This window comes from Cerasicoccus frondis (genome assembly GCA_031296915.1).
Classification (GTDB): domain Bacteria; phylum Verrucomicrobiota; class Verrucomicrobiia; order Opitutales; family Cerasicoccaceae; genus Cerasicoccus; species Cerasicoccus frondis.
Genome location: JAVDPC010000037.1, coordinates 22,504 through 43,637, shown reverse-complemented (window position 1 = coordinate 43,637; position 21,134 = coordinate 22,504). Strand labels below are relative to the sequence as shown.

Here is a 21,134-nt window from a genome sequence, read left to right as displayed (position 1 = left end):
TTCGGTGTATCATGGACAATCCACTACACCTAAATGAAAAATGACACAAGCGGCATTCCGCAATTTTTTTTGCGAACGTTAACAAGGCGTCACTCAGCGCGTGTAGATAACGAAATCCGCGCGGGCGGCGTCTTCGGCGTTCCAGGCAGTCACGTCTTCACGCCTAATGATGCTGATGGTGGCGACCGTTAACTCGGGCGCGTGGTGCCGAACCCGTTGCAAGGTCCCACCTTGATCGGCAATATGGAACTCACCCACCACAAGCAGAACCTTGTCGTGATGTTGGGCGGCGTTGACCACCGCGTCCGCCATGGTGGCGTCCCACACACGCTGGGCGCGCAGGTAGGACTCGGCGTCGATGGTCGGCGCGCCTTCACCGTGTCCATGCCCCGTCATCATGCCCACAAAGCGATCATGGTAGGCTTGGTCATCCACGGCTTCATCTGGCGCTATCGCCAGCACCGGCTGATGCGCCGTCACGGCGGATTCCATCGTCGCATAGCTCTCCAAACGCGCCAACCGGGCGTACTCACGTGGCGAATTGGCGGCAACCAAGGATGCGCCATTGCCGCGATACTTTTTTACGGAATCGACCATCGGCTGATAAAACTCGCCCCAGCTTCCCTTGCTGGCCCAGTCGGCGGACTTCGTGATATCAACCAACGTGGCGACCTCGATCTTGTCATCCAGATACAGGTCAACAAATGCCTGTTCATTGCGCTCAAACATCTCCAGCGCAATGGCCGACCGCGGATATTGCGCCAGCAAGTCGTCCACCAGGCGATGCTCCAGATCGTGCCCAATTTCATTTGTGTGCTGCTCGCCGACTAGAATCACGTCAGCGCCAAATGCCTCAGACTCCAGCGCCGACCACTCGATCGGCGCGCCGGAACTGGCGTCGTAAACCACGTATTCCGGGCCGGTCACTGTCGATACGTCAGCAGAGCCCGGCTGAGTGTGGCTACAGCCGGTGAACCCCAAAATGGACAGCGCCAACAACCCAATGGCTTGGCAGTTTCGTGCATGGAAAAACTTCATGGCGCCAAAGCTGAGGTTGTTGAGCCTGAGTTTCAATAAGAAGCTTCGAAAATTTAACCCGTTTCGGCCAATGCGCGTATCTGGAGCACGGTGTTCCAATTTCGCACGGTCATGGGAACGCCAATGGCCTTCTCTGCTCCGGCGGCGATCTTGGACTTCCCAATGCCATCGGGCGCATGCAGGTAGAACGCCTTGCCGATGATTGCGCAGCGCTCGGAGTCGATACGCAAGGTTTCCAATTTCTCCAGATTGGGCGCAGTCGGCGCCGCCGCCAGAAAACCGACCTGGAGGCGTTTCGGGTCCGCCACGGCCTCGGGATATGGATTCTGCGCAATGACTTTTTCCAGATCCGCCAAGGACAAGAGGAGAACTTGCGGAGAAAACCCATGATGCTCCTGCACCGCCTCGGTAATTTTCTCACTCCAGGAGCCATCTTCCTTCCCTTCGAAGAGGACGTTGCCACTTTGAATGTAAGTGCGCACTGCTGCGGCGCCCAGCGACTCGAGCAACGAACGCAGCGCCTTCATCGGCAGTATGTTTTTACCGCCGACATTGATCCCCCGAAAAAGTGCGATGTGCGTCATAGCGAAAACCATGCAGACGCTGGGGGTCATGGCAATGTCAAGGCATCACGGGCTCCGGCGGGTTGCGCCATGGCGAATACAAAACATCGTCCATCGTGTACAGCCGCTCATCCTCACCCGCCGAACGCACTTCGATGCGATCCAGGGAAAGCAGATGGAACACATACGGATTGCCCCAGCGGTCCGTCAACTCGCCATCAATGATCGCCGGATGATCCACAGGCACGAAAGGCATACGCACCGGATTCGCCCCCAACAACGCACGGGTGAACTCCACGTTCAAGCTCATCGGTCGGCGTTGGCCTTTCCAGACGCCAAACATCTGATCGAGGAGTTGATGCACATTGGCGACATCATCTTCGGCCGTAAACTCCGGCGCATTCAACTTCGCTGCAACGGGATTCATCGGCGGCTGATAAGGCGACTGCGACTGAAGCGTTGTCGTAACGACCTCCATCGACTCCACCTGCTCGGTCGCTTCCGCCCCAGTCGGCAATTCCACATTGAGCGGCGTTGAGCTTGGCGAACTAGGCCGCGTGAGCCAATACGTCAGCCCTAAGGCAATCACTAAACCTAGCCACCAACCAATCCGTTTCGGTTCCATTGGATTAGCGCGCCTCCATTAACTTTGCATTGCAAAGTAACGTTGCCATTACCCCATCATGCCCAGTGGGCCGGTTATGCCAGGATTGTAGAAATTCGTGACGTTCGGCAAGACCGTCGATAAGTCCGAAGGGCTCACCCCAAACCAAAGCGCCAATTCAGCAAAATACTCGTCAACCGAGGTTGTCGGGATCAGGCGACCGCGACCGGTGTCTTGCGGATTGCCCGTGTATAGATCGGGATACGTTCCGTAAATGTTTGCGCCATTGACCGCGCCGCCGCAGACCAAGTGATTGCCGCCCCAAGCGTGATCCGACCCTTCGCCGTTGGACGTGAGCGTGCGCCCGAAATCCGAAGCCGTAAACAGCGTGACGTTATTCTGCTCGTTGATCTCTTCCATCGCTGCGTAAAACGCGCCCACCGCCTGGCTGATCACCGGCGCCATCTCCGCCATATTCTCAAGGACTTCATCGTGGTGATCCCAACCGCCAAACTGCACAAAGAAAGTCTGGCGCCGCATGCCGAGCGCCGCATGCGCGGCAATGGTGCGAGCGACCATTTGCAGTTGGGCTCCCAGGTAGGTTTCGGGAAAGACCGTAGTCAGCTCAATGCCTTCCGTGGCGGCGGAAAATTCTTCATGCGCTTCGAGGGCATTCTTCGTCGATTTCGCAAAAGTCTTCTGAAAAAGATTTTGGTATTCGATGTCCATCTGGCTGTCGATGGCCGCGCCGCGCGCCGGATAGCCGCCCCACCAGTAGTCATAGGTGTCGAGCCCTTGCGAACCATCCGAACCGATGGAATACTGAAAGGTCTCATTCCCATTTTGCCAAACATTACTGCCCGCCACAGAAATGTTCATGGATATGCGGCTATTGTCATTGAGTGAATGCAGCAGGTCTGCTGTTCGTCCGCCCCAACCGATCGCATCGCCGCTTTGCGGCACGGAAGTTTGCCACTGCTTGATTTGATCAGCATGCGAGTAGAGCCCCAGCGGAAGCTTGACCAGATCGTTCTCATATTGGCTTAGCGTGGTCGGCTCAATCAGCGTGCCGACATTCGTCACCCAGGCCAGGTTGCCCGAATTGAACAGATCGCGCAGCTCGCTCATCCCCGGATGCACGCCCAGCTCTTTGCCAATCGAATTGGCAATGTTCAAGGGCAAGAGATCGCCTTGTGGCAGAGCGAGGTCAGCGCGCACGCCCGCGTATTCGTTGTATTCATCAGTCCCCGAAGGCGCCAAAAAATTGAACGAGTCGGCGCCGCCCGCCAGGAACAAACAAACCAGCGCGCGATAATCCGTGCCCGGCGTTACGGTTTGCGCAGCGGCCGTGCTGGCCATCCGCAAATTAAGCAAGGTCGAAAAAAGCGCAGTGGAGCCAACCGCCGCACAACTGGCTTGTCCAAAAAACTGACGGCGCGATAACTGCGGATTTCCTTTCATACTTACTTTGCGTTATAAAGTTACTTTGCAATAGAGAGTTAACGCATCACTGCGGCGTCGGCGGATGAGACAATCAGGTAGATTGCGGACTCCACGATGAACTCATCAGAAGCGCTGGCGTATTCCGGTCGACTCAGCATGAACTTCAACGAATCATAGAGTGCTGGGCTCATGTTGCCAAACGTTAGCAGCGTGTCGAGGTAAGCCAACAGCGCATCGGTGTCATCGACCAAAGCCAGCGCTGGCGAGATGTCCAACGTTACGTAATCGGCGGCGTCTTGCGGCCAATTCAAACGATTTTCGATGCCGGTGCGCAACTGATTCGGAATCGTAATGCCGGTAACCGCCGTCAAAATTTGAAACTCCGGAGACACCAGCCCCGCGTTGCGAATGTCGCCCAACGGCTGGTAATCCGGCTGAAAGAAATTAAAGACGCTCGGCGAAGAAAGCGGCTGCTGGCCGAATTGTCCATTCACCCAAAAGATCGGGTATTCGCCACTCGGCGAACTCGCGTTAAACGCGCGCGCCAGGGACACATACCTCAAGTAATTTTCGCGCAGCATACCGTGCTCGGGATCATCCAGCATGTCGGCGTCGCGCGCCTCCGGGTCCAGCAGAATCGCCCGGATGACGGCCTTCATATCGCCGCGAATTTCAGACGGGTTGTGCGGCCCGCCGCCATTGAACGCCTCCGTCACCCGCGCCACGTAGTCATTGGACGGGTTGGACGTGACAAGGCGCTGAATCAACAATCGCCCAATGAATGGGCCGACGTTTGGATGATTAAAAATTACGTCCAACGCCCGGTCGATGTCGTTAGCCGCATAATCCGGATCGGGGCTTTCCGAATCGTTCGCAGGCAAATCCACCCCAAGCACCGTCTTGGCCCCCTGCTCGTGATAATAATGAAGCTCACTCTGGCCCAGCTCGCTGTTCCAGATGGAGTAAGGCCCTTCCCACAAAGTCATCGGAGTCGTATAGTATTGCCAGGATTCGTCCTCGGTGTCCGGCCAGTAAAACTCCCACCAAACTTCGGTATCGCCCTGCCCCCAGCTCATTCCGGTGAAGACGCTGGCCAAATTCGTAATGTCATCATTGTCGTAGGTTGGAATTGGCTCACCGGTTCCATCCAACTGACGCGTGCCATCGTCATTGAGCATCCACAAGCCAATCGAGAACAACTGCATGACTTCGCGAGCGTAATTCTCATCCGGGAAACGGTTGATGGACGGATCGGCAGGCAGGTTTCCGCGATGGCTCAAATAGACGCCCATGCAAGGGTGATACGTGACTGCCTCCAGCAATTCGCGATAGTTGCCAAACGAATGCTCAAGCAACATGTCGTAGTAATTGAGCATGCCGATTGCATTGCCATCGAGCCCGCCATTGGTGTCAGAGATCACGAGGATTTCGCTCAACGCAAATGCAATGCGCTGACGCAATGGATCTGGCGCATGCATGGCCTGCTGCCACCAAGCCAGCATTTTATGAAACGAATACGGACCGCCGATGGCGCCGCCAAACAAATCCCAGTCATATACCATCAGCAGCGGTTCGTGCTCACCGATGGGCATGGTGAACTGATCCTCAACCCAAGCGTCAATGCCCACCGTTTGCACTTCGGCGATCAGGTCATTAGTCGGGCCATACGTCGCTTGCGCAAGAAAGCGCGAGGCCTCACGCGCGGTGGGGGAATCTGCGGCATCGTCCAGAATCGTAATCGTCGCCACCGACGGCGAGCCGACGGCATAATCAGCACCGGACGCCAACGTCACCGTGATCGCTTCATCGCTTTCAGACTGCGCATCCGCAAGCACATGGATCGGTATCCAAGCAGCGAGCTGACCCATGCCAAACGCTACCGAGGCAGCCAGTGTTTCATAGTCCGAGCCCATTGTTGCGCTTCCGCTGAAGGACAGGTTCACCGTAATCGCGTTCAGCCCACCGGTCCGCTGAAGCAGCAGATAGGCGGGCGGCGCCCAGTCCTCTGAGACCTCAGTTTGCAACGCAGTAATGGATATGGTGTTGCCTGCCGAAAGGGCTGCTTCAATACGGGACAAATCACCCGCGCTGAAGCGCTGCGTATTACCCGTCGTGGGGTCGAAACCCAGCTCGATTTCTTCCCAGTCCAACACGCCGTCTCCGTCGGAATCCACATCCGAAACAACCAAGCGATAAAAGCCAGGGGAAACGGAAAAATCCACCAAGGCTTCCTGCGCGGCATCTTCTCCAGCATAAGTTGAATGCACAGTCCAGTCCTCACCCAAAGTGGGTGAATACTCGAGTTCGTATCGCTTACCCATTACCCCCATCCAGTCGAGGGTCAGCATTTGTCCCTCTGTGGCGGCCCGCTGAAACTGAAAGCGCGAATTCGGATCGAATGGATCGGTGCCCGCTTCCGCCTCTGCCTGGTTGGACATGCCATCGCCATCCGCATCGTCCGTTGCCGAAAGGCCGGCGGCATCATACTGCATTTCCCAAACATCGCTTTGTTGGTTGCCATTTTGATCAACCTCGCCACGCGCCTTCCACGACAGGAAGGCTGCTGCAATCAGTACGCCGATGAATAACGCTTTCATGATGAAGTAAACGATCCGGGGTGATTCGAATTATCGATAAGTCCCTAAATTATTTAACTATTGTGCCTCAGACGAACTAAGCCCACAACCTCAGATCATTTTCGCTAGCCAACCGACGCGGTGTTTGACCAGAAATTAGCGAATACTGGGGGTAAAACGACGTCTTTGGCCGCTTTTCAGCATATTTTTTTAACGAACATTAACGCCACCTTTCGATAATGTATGCAGGAGATTCAAACTAACATCAGCCAGCATAACACACGGCTCGCCGCTCTCCCGAACAGCACGATGAAACAACCGGTCCCCCAGCCGCAAACCAGCATGAACACTGAGCTTCCGCAGAACTATAGAGCGAGAATAGAGCCCCCACTGATCCAGCAATTCCGCCGCGTCTCCAAAGTAAGGAAAGCCCTGCGCCCAGGCGCTATAGTTGTGCGCAGGCAGACGCTGGATGCCCCAAAGCACCGACGTCGCCCCCGGCACTTTGAACGATGCCAAGCAACCAGTGGGCGTAGGCAGCTCTCGACTTAAGGCCATACTTTGCATTACAAAGTTACTTTGTAACGCAAAGCTTATCTTTGTTCCAGAGAAAAGGAAACGGCTCCGGTTTCCCGGAGCCGCCCTTTACCAGTCTTGTCAGTCTTGTCTTGCGTCAGTCTGTTTTTCTTTCCAGCTGAGAATTCTTATTGGCAGGCTTCACACTCACCGCCGTTCATGAGGGCATCGAGGCTGCAGGCCTTTACTTCCTCTTCAGTGTAAGTCTTCTTCGGCGCTTCGGCGTCAGCCTCATCGCTCTTGCCAGCGACGCCGCGCACTTCCTTCTTCACGCTGACGGTGGCCTTCTCGATATTCGAGGCGCCGAGGGTGCGCAGGTAGTAAGTGGTCTTGAGGCCCTTGCGCCAAGCGGCGCGATACATGTGCGAGAGCGCTTTCAGGTCCGGCTTGGCCAGGAAGAGGTTCACGCTCTGCGACTGGTCGATCCACTTCTGGCGGCGGGCCGCTGCGTCGATGAACCAGTTGAAGTCGATGCCAAAGGCGGTCGTATATTTGTCCTTAAGCTCCTGCGGAATGCCATCGATGTTTTCGAGTTCGCCGTCGAAATACTTGAGCTGGTCGAGCACTTCCGAGGTCCACAAGCCACGCTTCTTGAGGTCGCGAACGAGGTGGTGATTCAGCACCACGAAGTCGCCGCCCAAGTTGCTCTTCACATAGAAGTTCTTGTAGTAAGGCTCGATGCAGGGGCTGGTGCCCATGATATTGGAAATCGTCGCCGTCGGCGCAATCGCCAGCACGTTGGAGTTGCGCATGCCTTGCGCCTTGATCTTCGTGCGAAGCGAATCCCAGTCGAGCTTGCCGCCACGGGGAACATCGATCTCGATGCCGCGCGCCTCCTCCAGCATGTCCAGCGTGTCCGCCGGCATGAGGCCGCGATCCCACTTGGAGCCCTGGAAGGTCGAGTAGCTACCACGCTCGGCGGCGAGGTCGCTCGATGCCTCGTAGGCGTAGTAGGCGATTGCTTCCATGAACTCGTCGTTGAACTCGACGGCTTCTTCCGAGGTGAACGGAATGTCCTTCAGGTAAAGCGCATTCTGGACGCCCATGACGCCAAGGCCGATCGGGCGGTGACGGCTGTTGGAAGTCTGAGCCGCCTGCGTTGGGTAGAAGTTGATGTCAATGACGTTGTCCAAGGCGCGAACTGCGACCTGAATCGTGTCGCGCAGCTTTTCGAGGTCGAGGTTGCCTTCGGCGTCGAGGTGGCTGTCGAGGACCACGGATCCCAGGTTGCAAACGGCGGTTTCGTCTTCGGAAGTATTGAGCGTGATCTCGGTGCACAGGTTCGAGCTGTGGATGACGCCCACATGATCCTGCGGCGAACGCACATTGCACGGGTCCTTAAAGGTGATCCACGGGTGACCGGTTTCAAAGAGCATGCGGAGCATGGACTTCCACAGGTCAATCGCCTTCAGGGTGTGGCCCCACATCTCGCCAGCTTCGACCTTGGCTTCGCATTCGAGATACTTTTCTTCGAAGGCCTTGCCGTAAAGGTCGTGCAATTCCTTGGCTTCGTTGGAACGGAAAAGCGTCCAATCGCCACGCTGCTCCATGCGCTTCATGAACAAGTCCGGAATCCAGTTCGCGGTGTTCATGTCGTGCGTGCGGCGGCGGTCGTCACCGGTGTTGCGACGCAGCTCAAGGAAGTCGAGGATGTCGTTGTGCCACGTTTCCAAGTAGGCACAACCGGAGCCGCGACGTTTGCCGCCCTGGTTCACCGCCACGAGCTGGTCGTTGTGCAACTTGAGGAACGGGATGACGCCCTGGCTTTCGCCGTTGGTGCCCTTGATGTAAGAGCCCGTGCCGCGAACCGCAGTCCACGAACCGCCAAGGCCGCCCGCCCACTTGGAGAGGAAGGCGTTTTCGGCGATGCCACGGTGCATGATGGACTCGATCGAGTCGTCGACCTTGTAAAGGTAGCAGGACGAAAGCTGGCTGTGCGTGGTGCCGGCATTGAACAGCGTCGGCGTGGAGGAGCAGAAACGACGGCTCTTATATAGATTGTAAAGGCGCATGACCCAGCCTTCGCGGTCTTCCTTTTCGTCGAGGAAGAGGCCCATCGACACGCGCATCCAGAACAGCTGAGGCGTCTCAAGGCGGCGCGGCTCCTTGCGGGACTTGTCCACGATGAGGTAACGGTCATACATCGTGGAAATGCCCAGGTAGTCGAAGTCGAGGTCTGCCGATGGGTCAAGCGCATCCGCCAAGCGGTCCAAGTCGTAACCAAGCAGGCGCTTATCCAAACGCTCCAGTTCGACGCCGCGCTTCAGGCAGGTCTTGAAATACAAACGATGCGCGCCCTTCAGGCCTTCGATGCCATCGCGAACGATGTCCCAGCCAAGCACTTCTTCATAGATATAGCTGATCAGGATACGGCCGGCAAACTTCGAGAAGTCGGCGTCCTTTTCGATGAGGCTCTTGGCGTTGAGGATGATCGTGCTCTTCAGGTCTTCGCGGGTCATTTCCGCATAGAGCGAACGGCGCAGCTCGGACTCGATGTGCTCCTTGGTCAGGCACAGGTCGAGGCCGATGGACGCAAAGTCGATGCGCTTGCGAAGCTCGGCCGGATCCCAGAACTCAGTGCTGCCATCCTTGGCAGTGAGCATGATCATGGAATCCTGGCGCGAGTCGTCCGCCGTTTCTTCCGCGTGCTGATCACGCAGGCGGCGACGATGCGCACGGTAAAGGATGTAGGCCTCCGCCACCTTGAAGTGGTTTTGGCGCATGAGCTCCTCCTGCACGATGTCTTGCACCTGCTCGATGTGAATGAAGGACTCGCCCAGATTACGCACGCGCTCGGTGACGCCACGCGACACGGAGACCGCTGGCGCGGAATCAAGCTGCTGCGACAGGAAAGACTTGCGCACGGCGACTTCAACCTTGTTCGCATCCCACGGCACCACCTGACGGTTGCGGCGGATCAAGCGCACGTTGATAGGCTCTGGCTCTTCGCCGCCGAAAAGGCCGCCATTGCGACGCTGGGCGACGAGGCTGCGCGCCACGTCATGCGCATCGTGCTCAATCAGCGCCTTTTCAATGATGAGGTTGATGTCGAGATCCGTCAGGGTGATCTCACCCTTGCCTTGGATTTGACGGGCAATGTTTTCGCTGACCTCCTTGGCGATCTGCGCAACGAAGGCTTGGTTCTGGTCGGTGAAAATTTCGTTTTCCTCGCGCGAAAGCATGAGGTCGGTCAGGGCGTTGCCAATGATTTCGGCAACTTCGGCGAGCTCGAATTCGCGTTCTTCGCCAGCGAGCTCCACCTTGACATCAGGGTTCTTGATGTCTTCGAGAACGACCTCGCGCCAATTGAAGCGCTGCTTTTGGTCAACGGGCATCGCGACAATGCGCTTCAGGGCGATATCTTCATCGAAAGAGTAATTGGTGATCATAAGACAGACGGACAGTTTGCAATTAAAACTAGGTTAGATAAGCTAAATGTATTTAAAGCAGCAGTAGACAGCAAAGCTCTGCGGCGAAAGAGAGATGTGGCGCTAGAGTGGCGCAGTGAACGAATGATCGAAGAGGACAGCACTCCGAATGGGACAGCTCAAACAGAAGTTGTTGGAACTTATGCGCATGTCGACTTCTTCTTCTCGTTGCACTAGATGTAGCGGTGTGTGGCGCAAACCATACAAGATGTAGTAGTTGGGTTTGTCAAAAGCTTTATTGTGAAAAATGTTGTCCACGGCGTTTTTTCGCAGCGTTTCGGCGCCCAACCGTTACTCTCCCGTTAACTGCCTGTTACTGGCCGATTTACGGAAAAGTACTATTCGATTGGTGTTGGTGCCGCGGGTATTATTGGACACGCCCCAGCAGTTTGCGGTCTTCGTAAAGTCCTGCTCGTTGATCAAAATCAGGACTGGTTCGAGCCCGGCGGCGATGCCCGCGCGCACCGCAAAGTTTTCCAATTTTATCTTTCCGCCGCGCACTTCACCGACCTCAAACGCGACCCACCCGCCCGGCTTGAGCAAGCGCCCCACTGCGGACAAGCTGGCGGTCATGCATTCGGTCCACTGATCAACCTGACGGCATTGCCAGATCGGCACTGAGTCGGCATCGATGCCGTTGAACCAGCAACGCAGCCAATTATCCGTCGCGTATTGGACAACATCCAGAAACGGCGGCGACGTGACCACCAGCGAAACGGATTCCGCCGAAAAGCAATCCACAATCGCATCCGCCGAAGCGCTGACGATTTGCGCCTGCTCTTGCACAGAGTCCAGCATCGCCATGTCAACTTCGGTCAAGGCCTTGGTCAGTTGCTTGCTCTTCTTCTGTATAATATAGAAGATGTCGCGGAACGGCGGCGTTTGCTCGCGTTTCTGATTAATCAGACGCTGACGATCTGCGGTCACTGCCTGATTCGGCGGCAACGTATACACGGAAAAGAAACCACTGGAATGCCCGGTCAAACGATTCGTCGCCACCAGGCGTATCCACGCATCGACGCTGTCCGACACCCCGGCTTCTTCACGACTCTGCAAGTAGTCCCGCAGCACCGTCAGGCAGTGCAACGTCTCCGGATGGTAGAACGTCAGCAGGTCTTCATCAGCAACGTCGCTAACAGACTTTGCATCGCAAAGTTTCTTGATCAGCAACAGCCGTTGCTCGACATCCCGGGCGGCAGGCGGGTTCAGTCGCGGCGCGGTCAAACGCTCAGCCAGCGGACTCACATCACTGCCCCACGGGATGCGCCCCATCAAGGCCGCCTCGATCAAAGTCGTGCCACGGCCCATGAAGGGATCGAACACCACATCGCCCGGCGCCGTCAGACGTTCAATAAAAAAGCGCGGCAACTGCGGCTTGAAGCACGCACGGTAAGACACCTCGTGCAACGGATTAGCCTGACGCTGCTTGGCAGTCCAAAATTCATTGATGTAAACCGGCAGCTCCAGGCCGTCATCACCATGCCACCCCTCAACTTGCGTCTCCGCGCCAAACTCCGCAAACGCCGCCAGTTCCGCATGCAGCGTTGCCTCGTCTGCGGTGTCAGGAGCAGACTGGGTGTCGAGTTTGAGCAGTGGTTGTTTCACGTAGTTGCGAGTTGTGAGCTTAGGAGCGTGGAGAGAGAAAGGGCGGCAAGCGGCGTTTCAAATACTCGAAACTCACCACTCGCAACGCCGAACTCCCCCACGAAGTGGAGGGGGGAAAAGGCCGCGGTTTCGCAACCGCGGCCCCATCCTTTCCATTTACCACCATGCCACTTTGATGGGCGTTTCCAAGGCGCCCGAGGCAATTGATTTAAAGTTCGTCGTCATCGACTGCGTCCAGCGAACTGGCCTTTTGGTATTCGGTGACGCGGCCTTCGAAGAAGTTCTGCTCCTTCTGGATGTCCATCATTTCGGCCAGCCAGGGGAACGGGTTGCTGATGCCCGGATTGAGCGGCTTGAGCCCGCAGCTTTCGAGGCGGCGGTCCGCAATGTAGTCAATGTATTGCACAAACTCATCAGCCGACAGACCCACAGAATTCACGGGCAGGCAGTCGCGGATAAACTCCTTCTCCAGCGCGATGCCTTCCTTCATGGTTTCTACGAGGTCCGCCTTGAACTCCGGCGTCCACACGTCGGGATTTTCGTCGACGAGGTCCATCAGCAGGTTGCGGAACACTTCAATGTGGTTCGACTCGTCGCGCAGCGTGTAGCGGAACATCTGGCCGATGCCGGGGAACTTGTTCTGACGATACAGGCTCAGCACCATGCCAAAGAGGCCATAGAACTGCGTGCCTTCCATGACTTGACCGAAGAGGAAACAGTTTTTCGCGAGCGCCTGCTTGTTCTCGGTCTTGGTGAGGTCGATGTCGCGGCGCAAGGAGCGCGAGTTGCTGACCACGAAGTCCGTCTTCTTCTGAATCGTGGGGATGTCCGAGAACATCGCCTCGCAATCGTGCGGGTTGATGCCCAGCGAAGAGATCATGTAAACGAGACTGTCGGCGTGGATGTTTTCCTCGTGCGCATGGCGGCCCAGCACGAGCTTCAGCTCGGGCGCGGTAACCAAGTCGCGCGTGACGTGCTGGATGTTGTCGCCGACAATGCCTTCCGCGGCCGAAAAGTAGCCAATGGCCATTTTGATGATCCAGCGGTCGATGTCGGAAATGCTGCCGCCAGTGTCGCGCCACTGCTCCACGTCCTTCTGCATGGGAACGTCTTCCGGCTCCCAGTGGTTGGACTTCATGGTCTTATATAAGTCGTAAGCCCACTGGTATTTGAGGGGCAGGATGTTGAAAAACATCGTGTCGCGGCCATTGATAATTTTCTTGGCGGCGAAGGCCTGCTCGGCCTTTTCTTTGTCTAAAACGAAGGTTTTGTTTCCGATGGTGACGGTCGTGGTCTCGGCGGTCGGCATGGCAGTTATGCGGAAGTTATTCAGGTTGAAGATTTAGCGAAAAAAGCAGCTCGCCGCAGCCAAGTGGCCCTAAAGCGACGATGAAGTGAACGGTGAGTCAGTTTTGAAAACATGTCAACAACTACCACTATATCTAGGGTGATTTTTACAAAAATACCACTAGATGTAGGAATGCGGGTCAAAAACAGATAAACAGCGATTCAGGCGCATGGCAACGCAAAGGGGTGAACGTCACCAGAATGCCACGAAATTGACCTCTCCGACAAGGAAGAGATATTTTTAGTTACCGCCAAGTTATTCACAGCGCGATTTCTACCACCCGTCGAGTCTGTAAAGTCCTAAAAATCAGGGAAATACAGTAGACGTTTCGGCGCCGTTTTTGACAGTCGCGAAACAGCAAAAACCGACCATCAAGCAATCAATTCACAAGGCGCTCCCGGGCAAGGCGATTTTTTAGCCGCAGATAGACGCGGATGCCAGCGAGACGAGTTGAGACTCACGCAAAGACGCAAAGACGCAAAGGCCAGCGAGGCGTGATTTTAAACAGGAAGATCGGAAAGAGCGGGAAGCTTTGGTAATTGAATTGGCGAACCACGAAGGTCACGGAGTTTGGGAGCTTTAAAAACCCTCCGTTCCTCAGTGTCCTCCGTGGTTAAATGATCAGAGGAGTGGCCTTTGCGCCTTTGCGTCTTTGCGTGAGTCTATCATCCTGCCCCTAAGATCCGCGTCAAATCCGCGTCCACCTGCGGCTAAAGAATCACCTAGCCAACCCACTGATCCAGCGCCGCGCGAAAGCCTGGGCTCCACTCCGCCGGTTGATGCGCCTTCCCCGAAAGTTTGCACACCGTCCGCACACCGGAGCAATAAAGCGTCTCGCCATCGCCGGACAAAAACTCGAACGCCATTGCGACGCCAGCCGCACGCACGCGCTGCACGCGGTAGCGGATCAGCACTGGGCCCGGGTTGCGCACCGGCGTTTTGTAGTCAATCTCCAGATTGCGCACGACTACATAGATGTCCTCATCGCGCCGTGCGTTGAAGTCCGGCACACCGAGCAGGTGCTGGAAAAACGCCTGTTGCGCGCGCTCCAGATGCATGAGGTAGCGGCTGTGATGCAGCACCCACAAGGCGTCAAGCTCATCAAAAAAGACTTCGCTGCGAAATTCGAAAACAGGTTCGGGCATGCTCAGCACTCTCATCAATCAGCAGCGCGATTGCAAATCCGCAACCACATCCTGCAACGCTTTATCCAGGTCGACCTTCGGCTTATAACCGAAATCCCGACGCGCAGCGTCGATGGAAAACCAATGGCTTTTGGACAGCTCTGTCGCGACAAAGCGCGTCATCGGCGGCTCCCCCTTGAGCCCGAAAGCGCCCCAACCCCACTCACACACGCCGCCGATCTGAGTCGCGGCTTTGGCGGATATTTTCTTCTCAATCGGGGGCACGCCCACGCGGCGCAACAGGTCGTTAATCCAGTCCCAGAGGACCACCGGCTCACCGTCGGATAAGAAATACGCCCGCCCGCCACATGTGCCGTGGTTCAGCGCGTCGAAGGCCAGTAAATGCGCGGCGGCGGCGTTGTCCACATGGGTCAGGTCAACGCGATTGCCGCCCTCCCCCACGATGCGCAGTCGGCCGGTTTTCGCCTTGGCCACCACGCGCGGCACGAGGTGCGGATCGCCCACGCCCCAGATCAAATGCGGGCGCAGCGCGCAGATGCGGACCCCCGCCTCGCCATGCGCGGCGAGCAGTTCCCCCTCAGCAATGGCCTTCGTCCGCGCGTAGGGGCTCAGCTCGTTGCTCGGGTTGAGCGGCAGGGATTCATTGGCGCCCTCGAAGGCTTCACCGGAAAACGTCACGCTTGGCGTGCTCGTGTAAACCAAACGCTCGACGCCGTGCTGCTGACAGGCCTTGAGCACATTGCGCGCGCCCGTGACATTCGCCTCGTAGAACTCTTCCTCCCGGCCCCACACCCCCGCTTTCGCGGCCACATGGAAGACGGCGTCACAGCCCTTGACTGCCTGGGAAACGGCATCAGCATCGCCCAGGCCGCCCTGCACCACGTCCACTCCGCGCGCAGCATTCTTCGACTGCGGCGAACGACCGTAGCCACGCACCTCATAGCCCTTTTCTAGCAGCAGGCCCGCAATACGCGAACCCAGGAAACCTCCGCTCCCGGTGACCAGGATTTTCATGCTGCTAGGTATGGGTATTTCGACGGGCGCGTAAACAGGAATTTATCAATGAAAAGTGCGCCCTAAGTTTTCATTTTCCCACTTTTGCCGAATGCTCTCCCGCAGCGTTTCCAAATAATTCGGCGGGAAGTTCCACTCACCCGTGTCGTCATTCCAAATGAGGCCGCGCTCGGCAGGGGTCAGGTGGAAATCAAGCGAGGCCAGGATGTCGCTGCTGGTCCACGGGCTGTTGCGGAAGTAGCCATGGCCGTTGCCCTTGGTGGCGTCTTCGGCGTCGGACACATTGATCAGTTGCAGCTTCGGCGTGCTCCGCACGAAGTCCAGCGCTTCCGGCAGCTGAGCGAGCGCGTCATGCGAGCTGCCGATCCGGTTGCGGTCGAAAAGCCAGTCACTGAAGCCCAGCGCCATATCCCCCGTGGAATTATAAATCGTAAACGTGTCCACCTTATCCAGCGCATCATCGGCCAAAAGGGCGCCGACCTTGGCTGCGCTCACGTCACCGCTGACCAGGATCACGTGGCCCAAATGCGGCGCACTGCAATCGATGGCGATGTTGTGCAGGGTCTCGGCCGCCATGCGGGTGCCGGCGCTGTAGGCAAGCACATTGATCTTTTCCACATCGGTGTGGTCGGCCAAAAATTGCAGGAAGAGGCGAAACTCGCGCGCGCTGTTGCCCGACGACTCGATGTCGCGCAGGTAAGCAATCCAGCTTGGCGTCGACGGCCAGGAGTAGGCGATCGTCACGCCGTCGTAGCCCATGAAGTGCCAGAACTCCGTCGCCACGAGCACCGGGTCGTCAAACGGCGTTTTGTAGCCGTGGACGAAGACAAGGATTTCCTTCTCCGAGGACTGCGCCAACTGGCGGTTGATCAGGTCAGCAAAAGCCGCATCCGCGTCGGGCGTATCCGGCGTCGGGTTCTTCACAAACGGGTGGCGCGTATTGGACAAGACGCCCAGCTCGTCGACGCTTTCAATATGAATGACCAACTCCTTGTCGCGCGTGGCGCTGGTGCTCATCCGGCGGACGGCCTCCCAGTCGAGCGTCGAGTCGGTTACTTGCACATGCGCCACGCCCACGCGGACGACTCCATCTGCATTGCCGCCATAGAATTCCGAACCGAAATCACGCCGATCCTTCGCATCTTGGGTTGGCATGCGATTGGTGGCGTAAAGCATGCCGGGATAGGCATTAGCGTCCTTGGGACGCTCCACGCTGAGACGGTCAATCTCGCCGTCCTCATAAACTGCAGGCGCGCGCATGACCTCCAGTTCGTAAGGTTTACTGGCGCAGCCGACCAAAAGCCCGGTCAACACCAGAAAAAGCAGGGCGTGGTAACGCATGCGTCAACAGCTAGAACCACCATCCGCAACGAGCAACGACAAAGTAGTGTCCGCTTACTCGGCGCCCTCCAGCACACAGAGCCCGCGCGGGGGTGTATATTGCACCAATCCACCAAAGCCATTTACTCAAGTGACATGGTCATTTCTTTTTAGTGACACGGTCACTATTTCATACTGACCTGGTCATATTTAAAAGGTGACCGTGTCACTTTAGCAAAACACAGCTACAGGTTGGAGTAAAACAAAGCATTGGCCGGAAGCGGGAAAGAGCATGGTGTTGCAGTAGATCACGCCTGGGCAACGCAGATCGCGGCATAAAGCCGCGAACCCGCCAAACGGAACTCCTTCCTCTGGCCTCAGCCCGCAAATTCCCGCGCCAGGTCAAGGCGGTGGATTTTCGCGTTGTGGCGCACGTCGACCGGGAACTTCCGCTTAAAGCGGATTTCCGTAATGCCGCGAGTGAGCTCGCTTTGGGCGGCAAGCTCCAACAGCTCGTCAGCAAAGGCTTTTTGCGTCACCCAGCTCGCGGGCCATTCCCGGGGATGCGGCTCGATGACCACGCATGGCGTCTGGCTCGGACGCTCACCCAGGCCGACCAACGCGCTGCGGAACACACGCGGGTGCTGATTAAAAATCGCCTCCACGCACTCGGTAAACATCAGCCCCCCCGGCGTCTCCACGCGCTCCGCCATGCGCCCGCAAAACCACAGGCGCCCCTGCTCGTCGAAGTAGCCCAGGTCCCCCATGCGATGCCAGACGATTGCGGAATGCGGATTGCGGAATGCGGAATTGTCTAATCCATCTGTTAAATCCGCACTCCCCAATCCGCAATCCGCATTCGAAGATTCCGCATTCTGATGGATCTTCGCTGCCGCCGTGGCGGCAGCGAGTCCGTCGTAGGCCTTGGTCACACTTGGGCCGGTGACGAGGATTTCGCCGATTTCGCCTGCGGGTAGCGGCTGCGCGGCGGCCAGCATGGCGATGGGCCCATCGTGGATCGCAATGATCTGCGCCTGCACCTCGGGCAGCAACTCACCGACGCAGACGCCGCGCCCCTGCTCGGTCAGCTCGAGGGTTTCGTTTAAAATCCGGGCGCCGAAGTTGGACGCCACGGGCAGCACCTCAGTGGCGCCGTAGGGCGTGTGAATCTCGCAGTTGGGCGCGAGCTGCTTCATCCGGCGGATCAAAGACGGCGGCACCGCAGCGCCAGCCATCAAAATGCACTTCAGCGACGGCAGCGAAACGCCACTTGCCTCGCAATGCGTGGCAATGCGGTTCCACAAAACCGGCGAGCCAAAGCTGTTGGTGACCTCGTTTTGGTGAATCGCCTGGACGATTTTTACGGGGTCGACGGTCGACGGTTTGCTGGGATTCATCTCGGGCACGACGGTGGTCAGGCCCATCGCGGGATTAAACAGCGCAAAGACGGGCAGCATCGGCAAATCTACGCCGCCGGGCTCGATGCCGTAATGCGCGCGAATCATCCGCACCTGCGCCTCAAACATGCCGTGCTCGTAGCGCACGCCCTTGGGCGGCCCCGTGGAGCCACTGGTAAAGAGGATCGCCGCGAGCTCGTCGGCGGTCGTCTGCGCGGGCTCGAACGTCGCCTGGCCCAGCGCGGCAATTCGTTTGGCAAAGCCTTGGTTTCCAACGGTTACCCGCACGTTGACCGACTGAAAATCCTTGCGAAAAACCCGGCTTAAAAGCTGCGCCAACGGGATGCCCACCATGGCGTCCGGCAGCGTGCGGCGCACGCAGGCCAGGAAGTGCTTGCGGCCCATGCCCGGGTCGATCACCACCGGCGCAGCGCCCATCTTGAACAGCGCAAAGACGGACAGAATCAGGTCGCGCCCGGGCTTCACCATCAGCAGCACGCGACTGCCGCGGCGGATGCCCTTTTTCGTGAAAATCTGCGCGGCGGCGCAAGCGGCGGTTTCCAGCTCAGCAAAGGTCAGCGTGTCGTACGCAAGCACCCCGCCACGTCGGCACGGAAGCCGGAGGGCGGGGAAATCAGGTTGGCGCGCCGCTGCCTCGGGCAGAAAGCGCGCCACATTGCTGACGGGCGAATTGTTGCTCACAGACTCGCCCATACGGGTGCTTGCGCCCGGCTGGGCTTAGTAGTCCGCGTAGACGAACGTGCCCCAGAAGAAGGAAAGGTTGTCGCCGGAGATGTTCTTACGCTTCGCCAACTGGTCGCTATAGGCAACTGAGGATATCTGGGAAACCTCCTGATAGCTTTCAGGGGAGGATTCGACGATGCCCATAGCATTGAAGCCCTGGTTGTTACGCTTATACAGCGCGTGGGCGTCGGACGGCATGGAGTCACCGCAACCGGTGAAAAGTGCTGCAACACCCAGGGTGAGAGAAGCAAGGACAAGCTTGGAAGTAGATTTCATAAATCAGTATAAAACGCGTTCAAAGAATGGTTAGGCAAGAGCAAAGTATCACTTCGTAAGCCATTGCTCAACCGGTATTTTTACATCGGGGCAACGTTTTTTTGCAAAAATGGCGTTTTAAGAGGCTCAACGCGGGATTTTTTTAACAGGAAGAACGGGAAGCCTGAGCAGATGTAAATTTGATGGGGAAGATGGACAGAAAAACTAAATTAACCAACATGCGTCAGTGTCGCAGCGAGTTTATTTACCGCGTTTCAATCTTCTCTTCCCGTTCTTCCCGATCTTCCTGTTTAATAATACAGTTCGCAGGCCCAAGCCCGCCTTTCCGAATAACCCGAGGTCATCCAGCGCAGCAAAATCGCTGAAAAATGCGCCGAAAGCCGGAATTTCTTTGCCCCAAGGGCGGAAAACCCTTTCAAACCTGTCTCTTATGTCCACGGAAACCCACCAGACTCCCAGCATGGAAACGCTTGTCAGCCTATGCAAGCGTCGCGGCTTTATTTTCCAGTCGTCCGATATTTACGGCGGCTACCAAGGCTTTTTTGACTACGGTCCCCTTGGCGTCGAGCTGCGCAACAACATCAAGCAAACCTGGTGGAAGGATTTCGTGCACCGCCGTGATGACATCGTCGGCCTGGACAGCTCCATCATCATGCACCCGCGCACCTGGGAAGCCAGTGGCCACGTGGGCGGCTTCTCCGACCCGATGGTCGACTGCAAGGAGTCCAAGCTCCGCTACCGCGCCGACCAGCTGTTCTATTTTGAAGTTTATATTTGGCCATTTGGTGCGGATGAAACTGAAGAAAATATTACCAAGCTAGGCTGGTTTGCTGCTCGCGAAGGCGAAGTTGAAGAAACTGCCTTAAAAATCGCTGGCAAAAGGCAAAAGAAGAACAATGTTGGAACATCAGCACCCATTGAATTCACAGAGTCCACCGAAGAAGACAGAGCCAAGATCACTGGTCCAGATGCAACCAAACCCGGCACGCTCACCGAGCCGCGCGACTTCAACCTGATGTTCGAGACCAAGGTCGGCCCGTTGGCGGACAGCTCTGCCGTCAGCTACCTGCGCCCCGAGACTGCCCAAGGCATCTTTAATAATTTCAATAACATCGTCGACACCGCCCGCGTGAAGGTGCCGTTTGGCATTGCCCAGATTGGTAAGGCGTTCCGCAACGAGATTACGCCGCGCAACTTCATCTTCCGCTCCCGCGAGTTCGAGCAGATGGAGATCGAATACTTCATCGCGCCCGACGCCGATTGGCGGCAACTGCACCGCGACTGGATCGACGCCTGCATCGACTGGCTCGTCTCCATCGGCATCCCGCGCGACCAGGTTACCGAGGACATCCATCCCGAGGATAAACTGGCGTTCTACTCGCAAGCCACGACGGACCTCATGTTTCACTTCCCGCATGGTGAGCAAGAGCTCTGGGGCATCGCTTGTCGATCCGACTACGACCTCAAGCAGCACCAGGAGTTCTCCAAGAAGTCCATGGAATACTTCGACGAAGGCCGCAAGCAAGCTGGCCAGGAGCCGTTCAAATACGTCCCGCACGTCATCGAGCCGTCCCTCGGCGTCGACCGCACGCTGCTGGCCGTATTGGCCGCCGCCTACACCGAGGACGAAGTCCCCAACGACAAGGGCAAGCCCGAGAAGCGCGTCGTGATGAAGTTCCACCCGCGCATCGCGCCTTACAAGGCCGCCGTCTTCCCGCTGCTCAAGAACAAGCCCGAGCTCGTCGAAGCCGCCCGCGCGCTTTACAAGAAGCTTCAGCGCCGCTGGCCCGTCTTCTGGGACGAGTCCGGCGCCATCGGCAAGCGCTACCGTCGCCAGGACGAAATCGGCACGCCGTTCGGCATCACCGTCGACTTCGACACCATCGAAAAGGATGGCACCGTGACCCTCCGCGACCGCGACACCACGGAGCAAGTCCGCGTGAGCGAAGCCGATCTGTTCGACTACCTCGAAGCCAAGATCGACGGCGAGTAAGACGCAGCGATTCTAGTTTTCCCAAAACGCCCGGTGAACCAGCCGGGCGTTTTTTTATAAGCCG

14 protein-coding genes are annotated in these 21,134 nt (G+C 57.2%); 1 reads left to right on the top strand and 13 read right to left on the bottom strand.

The window, feature by feature from the left end:
• Positions 1-93 precede the first annotated feature (93 nt).
• From RBB63_RS20995 to RBB63_RS20935, 13 genes are all read right to left on the bottom strand, one after another.
• On the bottom strand, positions 94-1,038 hold the full coding sequence (locus tag RBB63_RS20995) for a ChaN family lipoprotein (RefSeq protein ID WP_309387160.1): 945 nt from the start codon (positions 1,036-1,038) through the stop codon (positions 94-96).
• A 53-nt stretch (positions 1,039-1,091) separates the two neighbouring features.
• Positions 1,092-1,622: a DUF1697 domain-containing protein gene (locus RBB63_RS20990; RefSeq protein WP_309387159.1), complete on the bottom strand. Its 531-nt coding sequence runs from the start codon at positions 1,620-1,622 to the stop codon at positions 1,092-1,094.
• Between the two features lie 37 nt (positions 1,623-1,659).
• Positions 1,660-2,226 (bottom strand): hypothetical protein, encoded by a 567-nt coding sequence (locus RBB63_RS20985; RefSeq protein ID WP_309387158.1) that lies wholly within the window; start codon positions 2,224-2,226, stop codon positions 1,660-1,662.
• Between the two features lie 48 nt (positions 2,227-2,274).
• Positions 2,275-3,666 (bottom strand): DUF1501 domain-containing protein, encoded by a 1,392-nt coding sequence (locus RBB63_RS20980; protein WP_309387157.1) that lies wholly within the window; start codon positions 3,664-3,666, stop codon positions 2,275-2,277.
• Between the two features lie 38 nt (positions 3,667-3,704).
• Positions 3,705-6,245, bottom strand: coding sequence for a DUF1800 family protein (locus RBB63_RS20975; protein WP_309387156.1), 2,541 nt, complete (start codon positions 6,243-6,245; stop codon positions 3,705-3,707).
• A gap of 683 nt (positions 6,246-6,928) precedes the next feature.
• On the bottom strand, positions 6,929-10,189 hold the full coding sequence (locus tag RBB63_RS20970) for a ribonucleoside-diphosphate reductase subunit alpha (protein WP_309387155.1): 3,261 nt from the start codon (positions 10,187-10,189) through the stop codon (positions 6,929-6,931).
• Positions 10,190-10,519: 330 nt separating this feature from the next.
• Positions 10,520-11,833, bottom strand: a complete 1,314-nt coding sequence (locus RBB63_RS20965; RefSeq protein ID WP_309387154.1) for a DNA methyltransferase — start codon at positions 11,831-11,833, stop codon at positions 10,520-10,522.
• Between the two features lie 208 nt (positions 11,834-12,041).
• Positions 12,042-13,142 (bottom strand): ribonucleotide-diphosphate reductase subunit beta, encoded by a 1,101-nt coding sequence (locus tag RBB63_RS20960; protein ID WP_309387153.1) that lies wholly within the window; start codon positions 13,140-13,142, stop codon positions 12,042-12,044.
• A gap of 761 nt (positions 13,143-13,903) precedes the next feature.
• Positions 13,904-14,326: an acyl-CoA thioesterase gene (locus tag RBB63_RS20955; protein ID WP_309387152.1), complete on the bottom strand. Its 423-nt coding sequence runs from the start codon at positions 14,324-14,326 to the stop codon at positions 13,904-13,906.
• An 18-nt stretch (positions 14,327-14,344) separates the two neighbouring features.
• Positions 14,345-15,340 carry an NAD-dependent epimerase/dehydratase family protein gene (locus RBB63_RS20950; protein WP_309387151.1) on the bottom strand — a complete coding sequence of 332 codons (996 nt, stop codon included), beginning with the start codon at positions 15,338-15,340 and terminating at the stop codon, positions 14,345-14,347.
• A 45-nt stretch (positions 15,341-15,385) separates the two neighbouring features.
• Complete coding sequence (locus tag RBB63_RS20945; RefSeq protein ID WP_309387150.1) at positions 15,386-16,681, bottom strand: alpha/beta hydrolase; 1,296 nt, start codon at positions 16,679-16,681, stop codon at positions 15,386-15,388.
• Positions 16,682-17,037: 356 nt separating this feature from the next.
• Complete coding sequence (locus tag RBB63_RS20940; protein WP_309387149.1) at positions 17,038-18,759, bottom strand: fatty acid CoA ligase family protein; 1,722 nt, start codon at positions 18,757-18,759, stop codon at positions 17,038-17,040.
• Between the two features lie 36 nt (positions 18,760-18,795).
• On the bottom strand, positions 18,796-19,077 hold the full coding sequence (locus RBB63_RS20935; protein ID WP_309387148.1) for a hypothetical protein: 282 nt from the start codon (positions 19,075-19,077) through the stop codon (positions 18,796-18,798).
• A 430-nt stretch (positions 19,078-19,507) separates the two neighbouring features.
• On the opposite strand from RBB63_RS20935, the gene RBB63_RS20930 reads away from it, so the two are divergent.
• Positions 19,508-21,070 (top strand): glycine--tRNA ligase, encoded by a 1,563-nt coding sequence (locus RBB63_RS20930; protein WP_309387147.1) that lies wholly within the window; start codon positions 19,508-19,510, stop codon positions 21,068-21,070.
• Positions 21,071-21,134 lie beyond the last annotated feature (64 nt).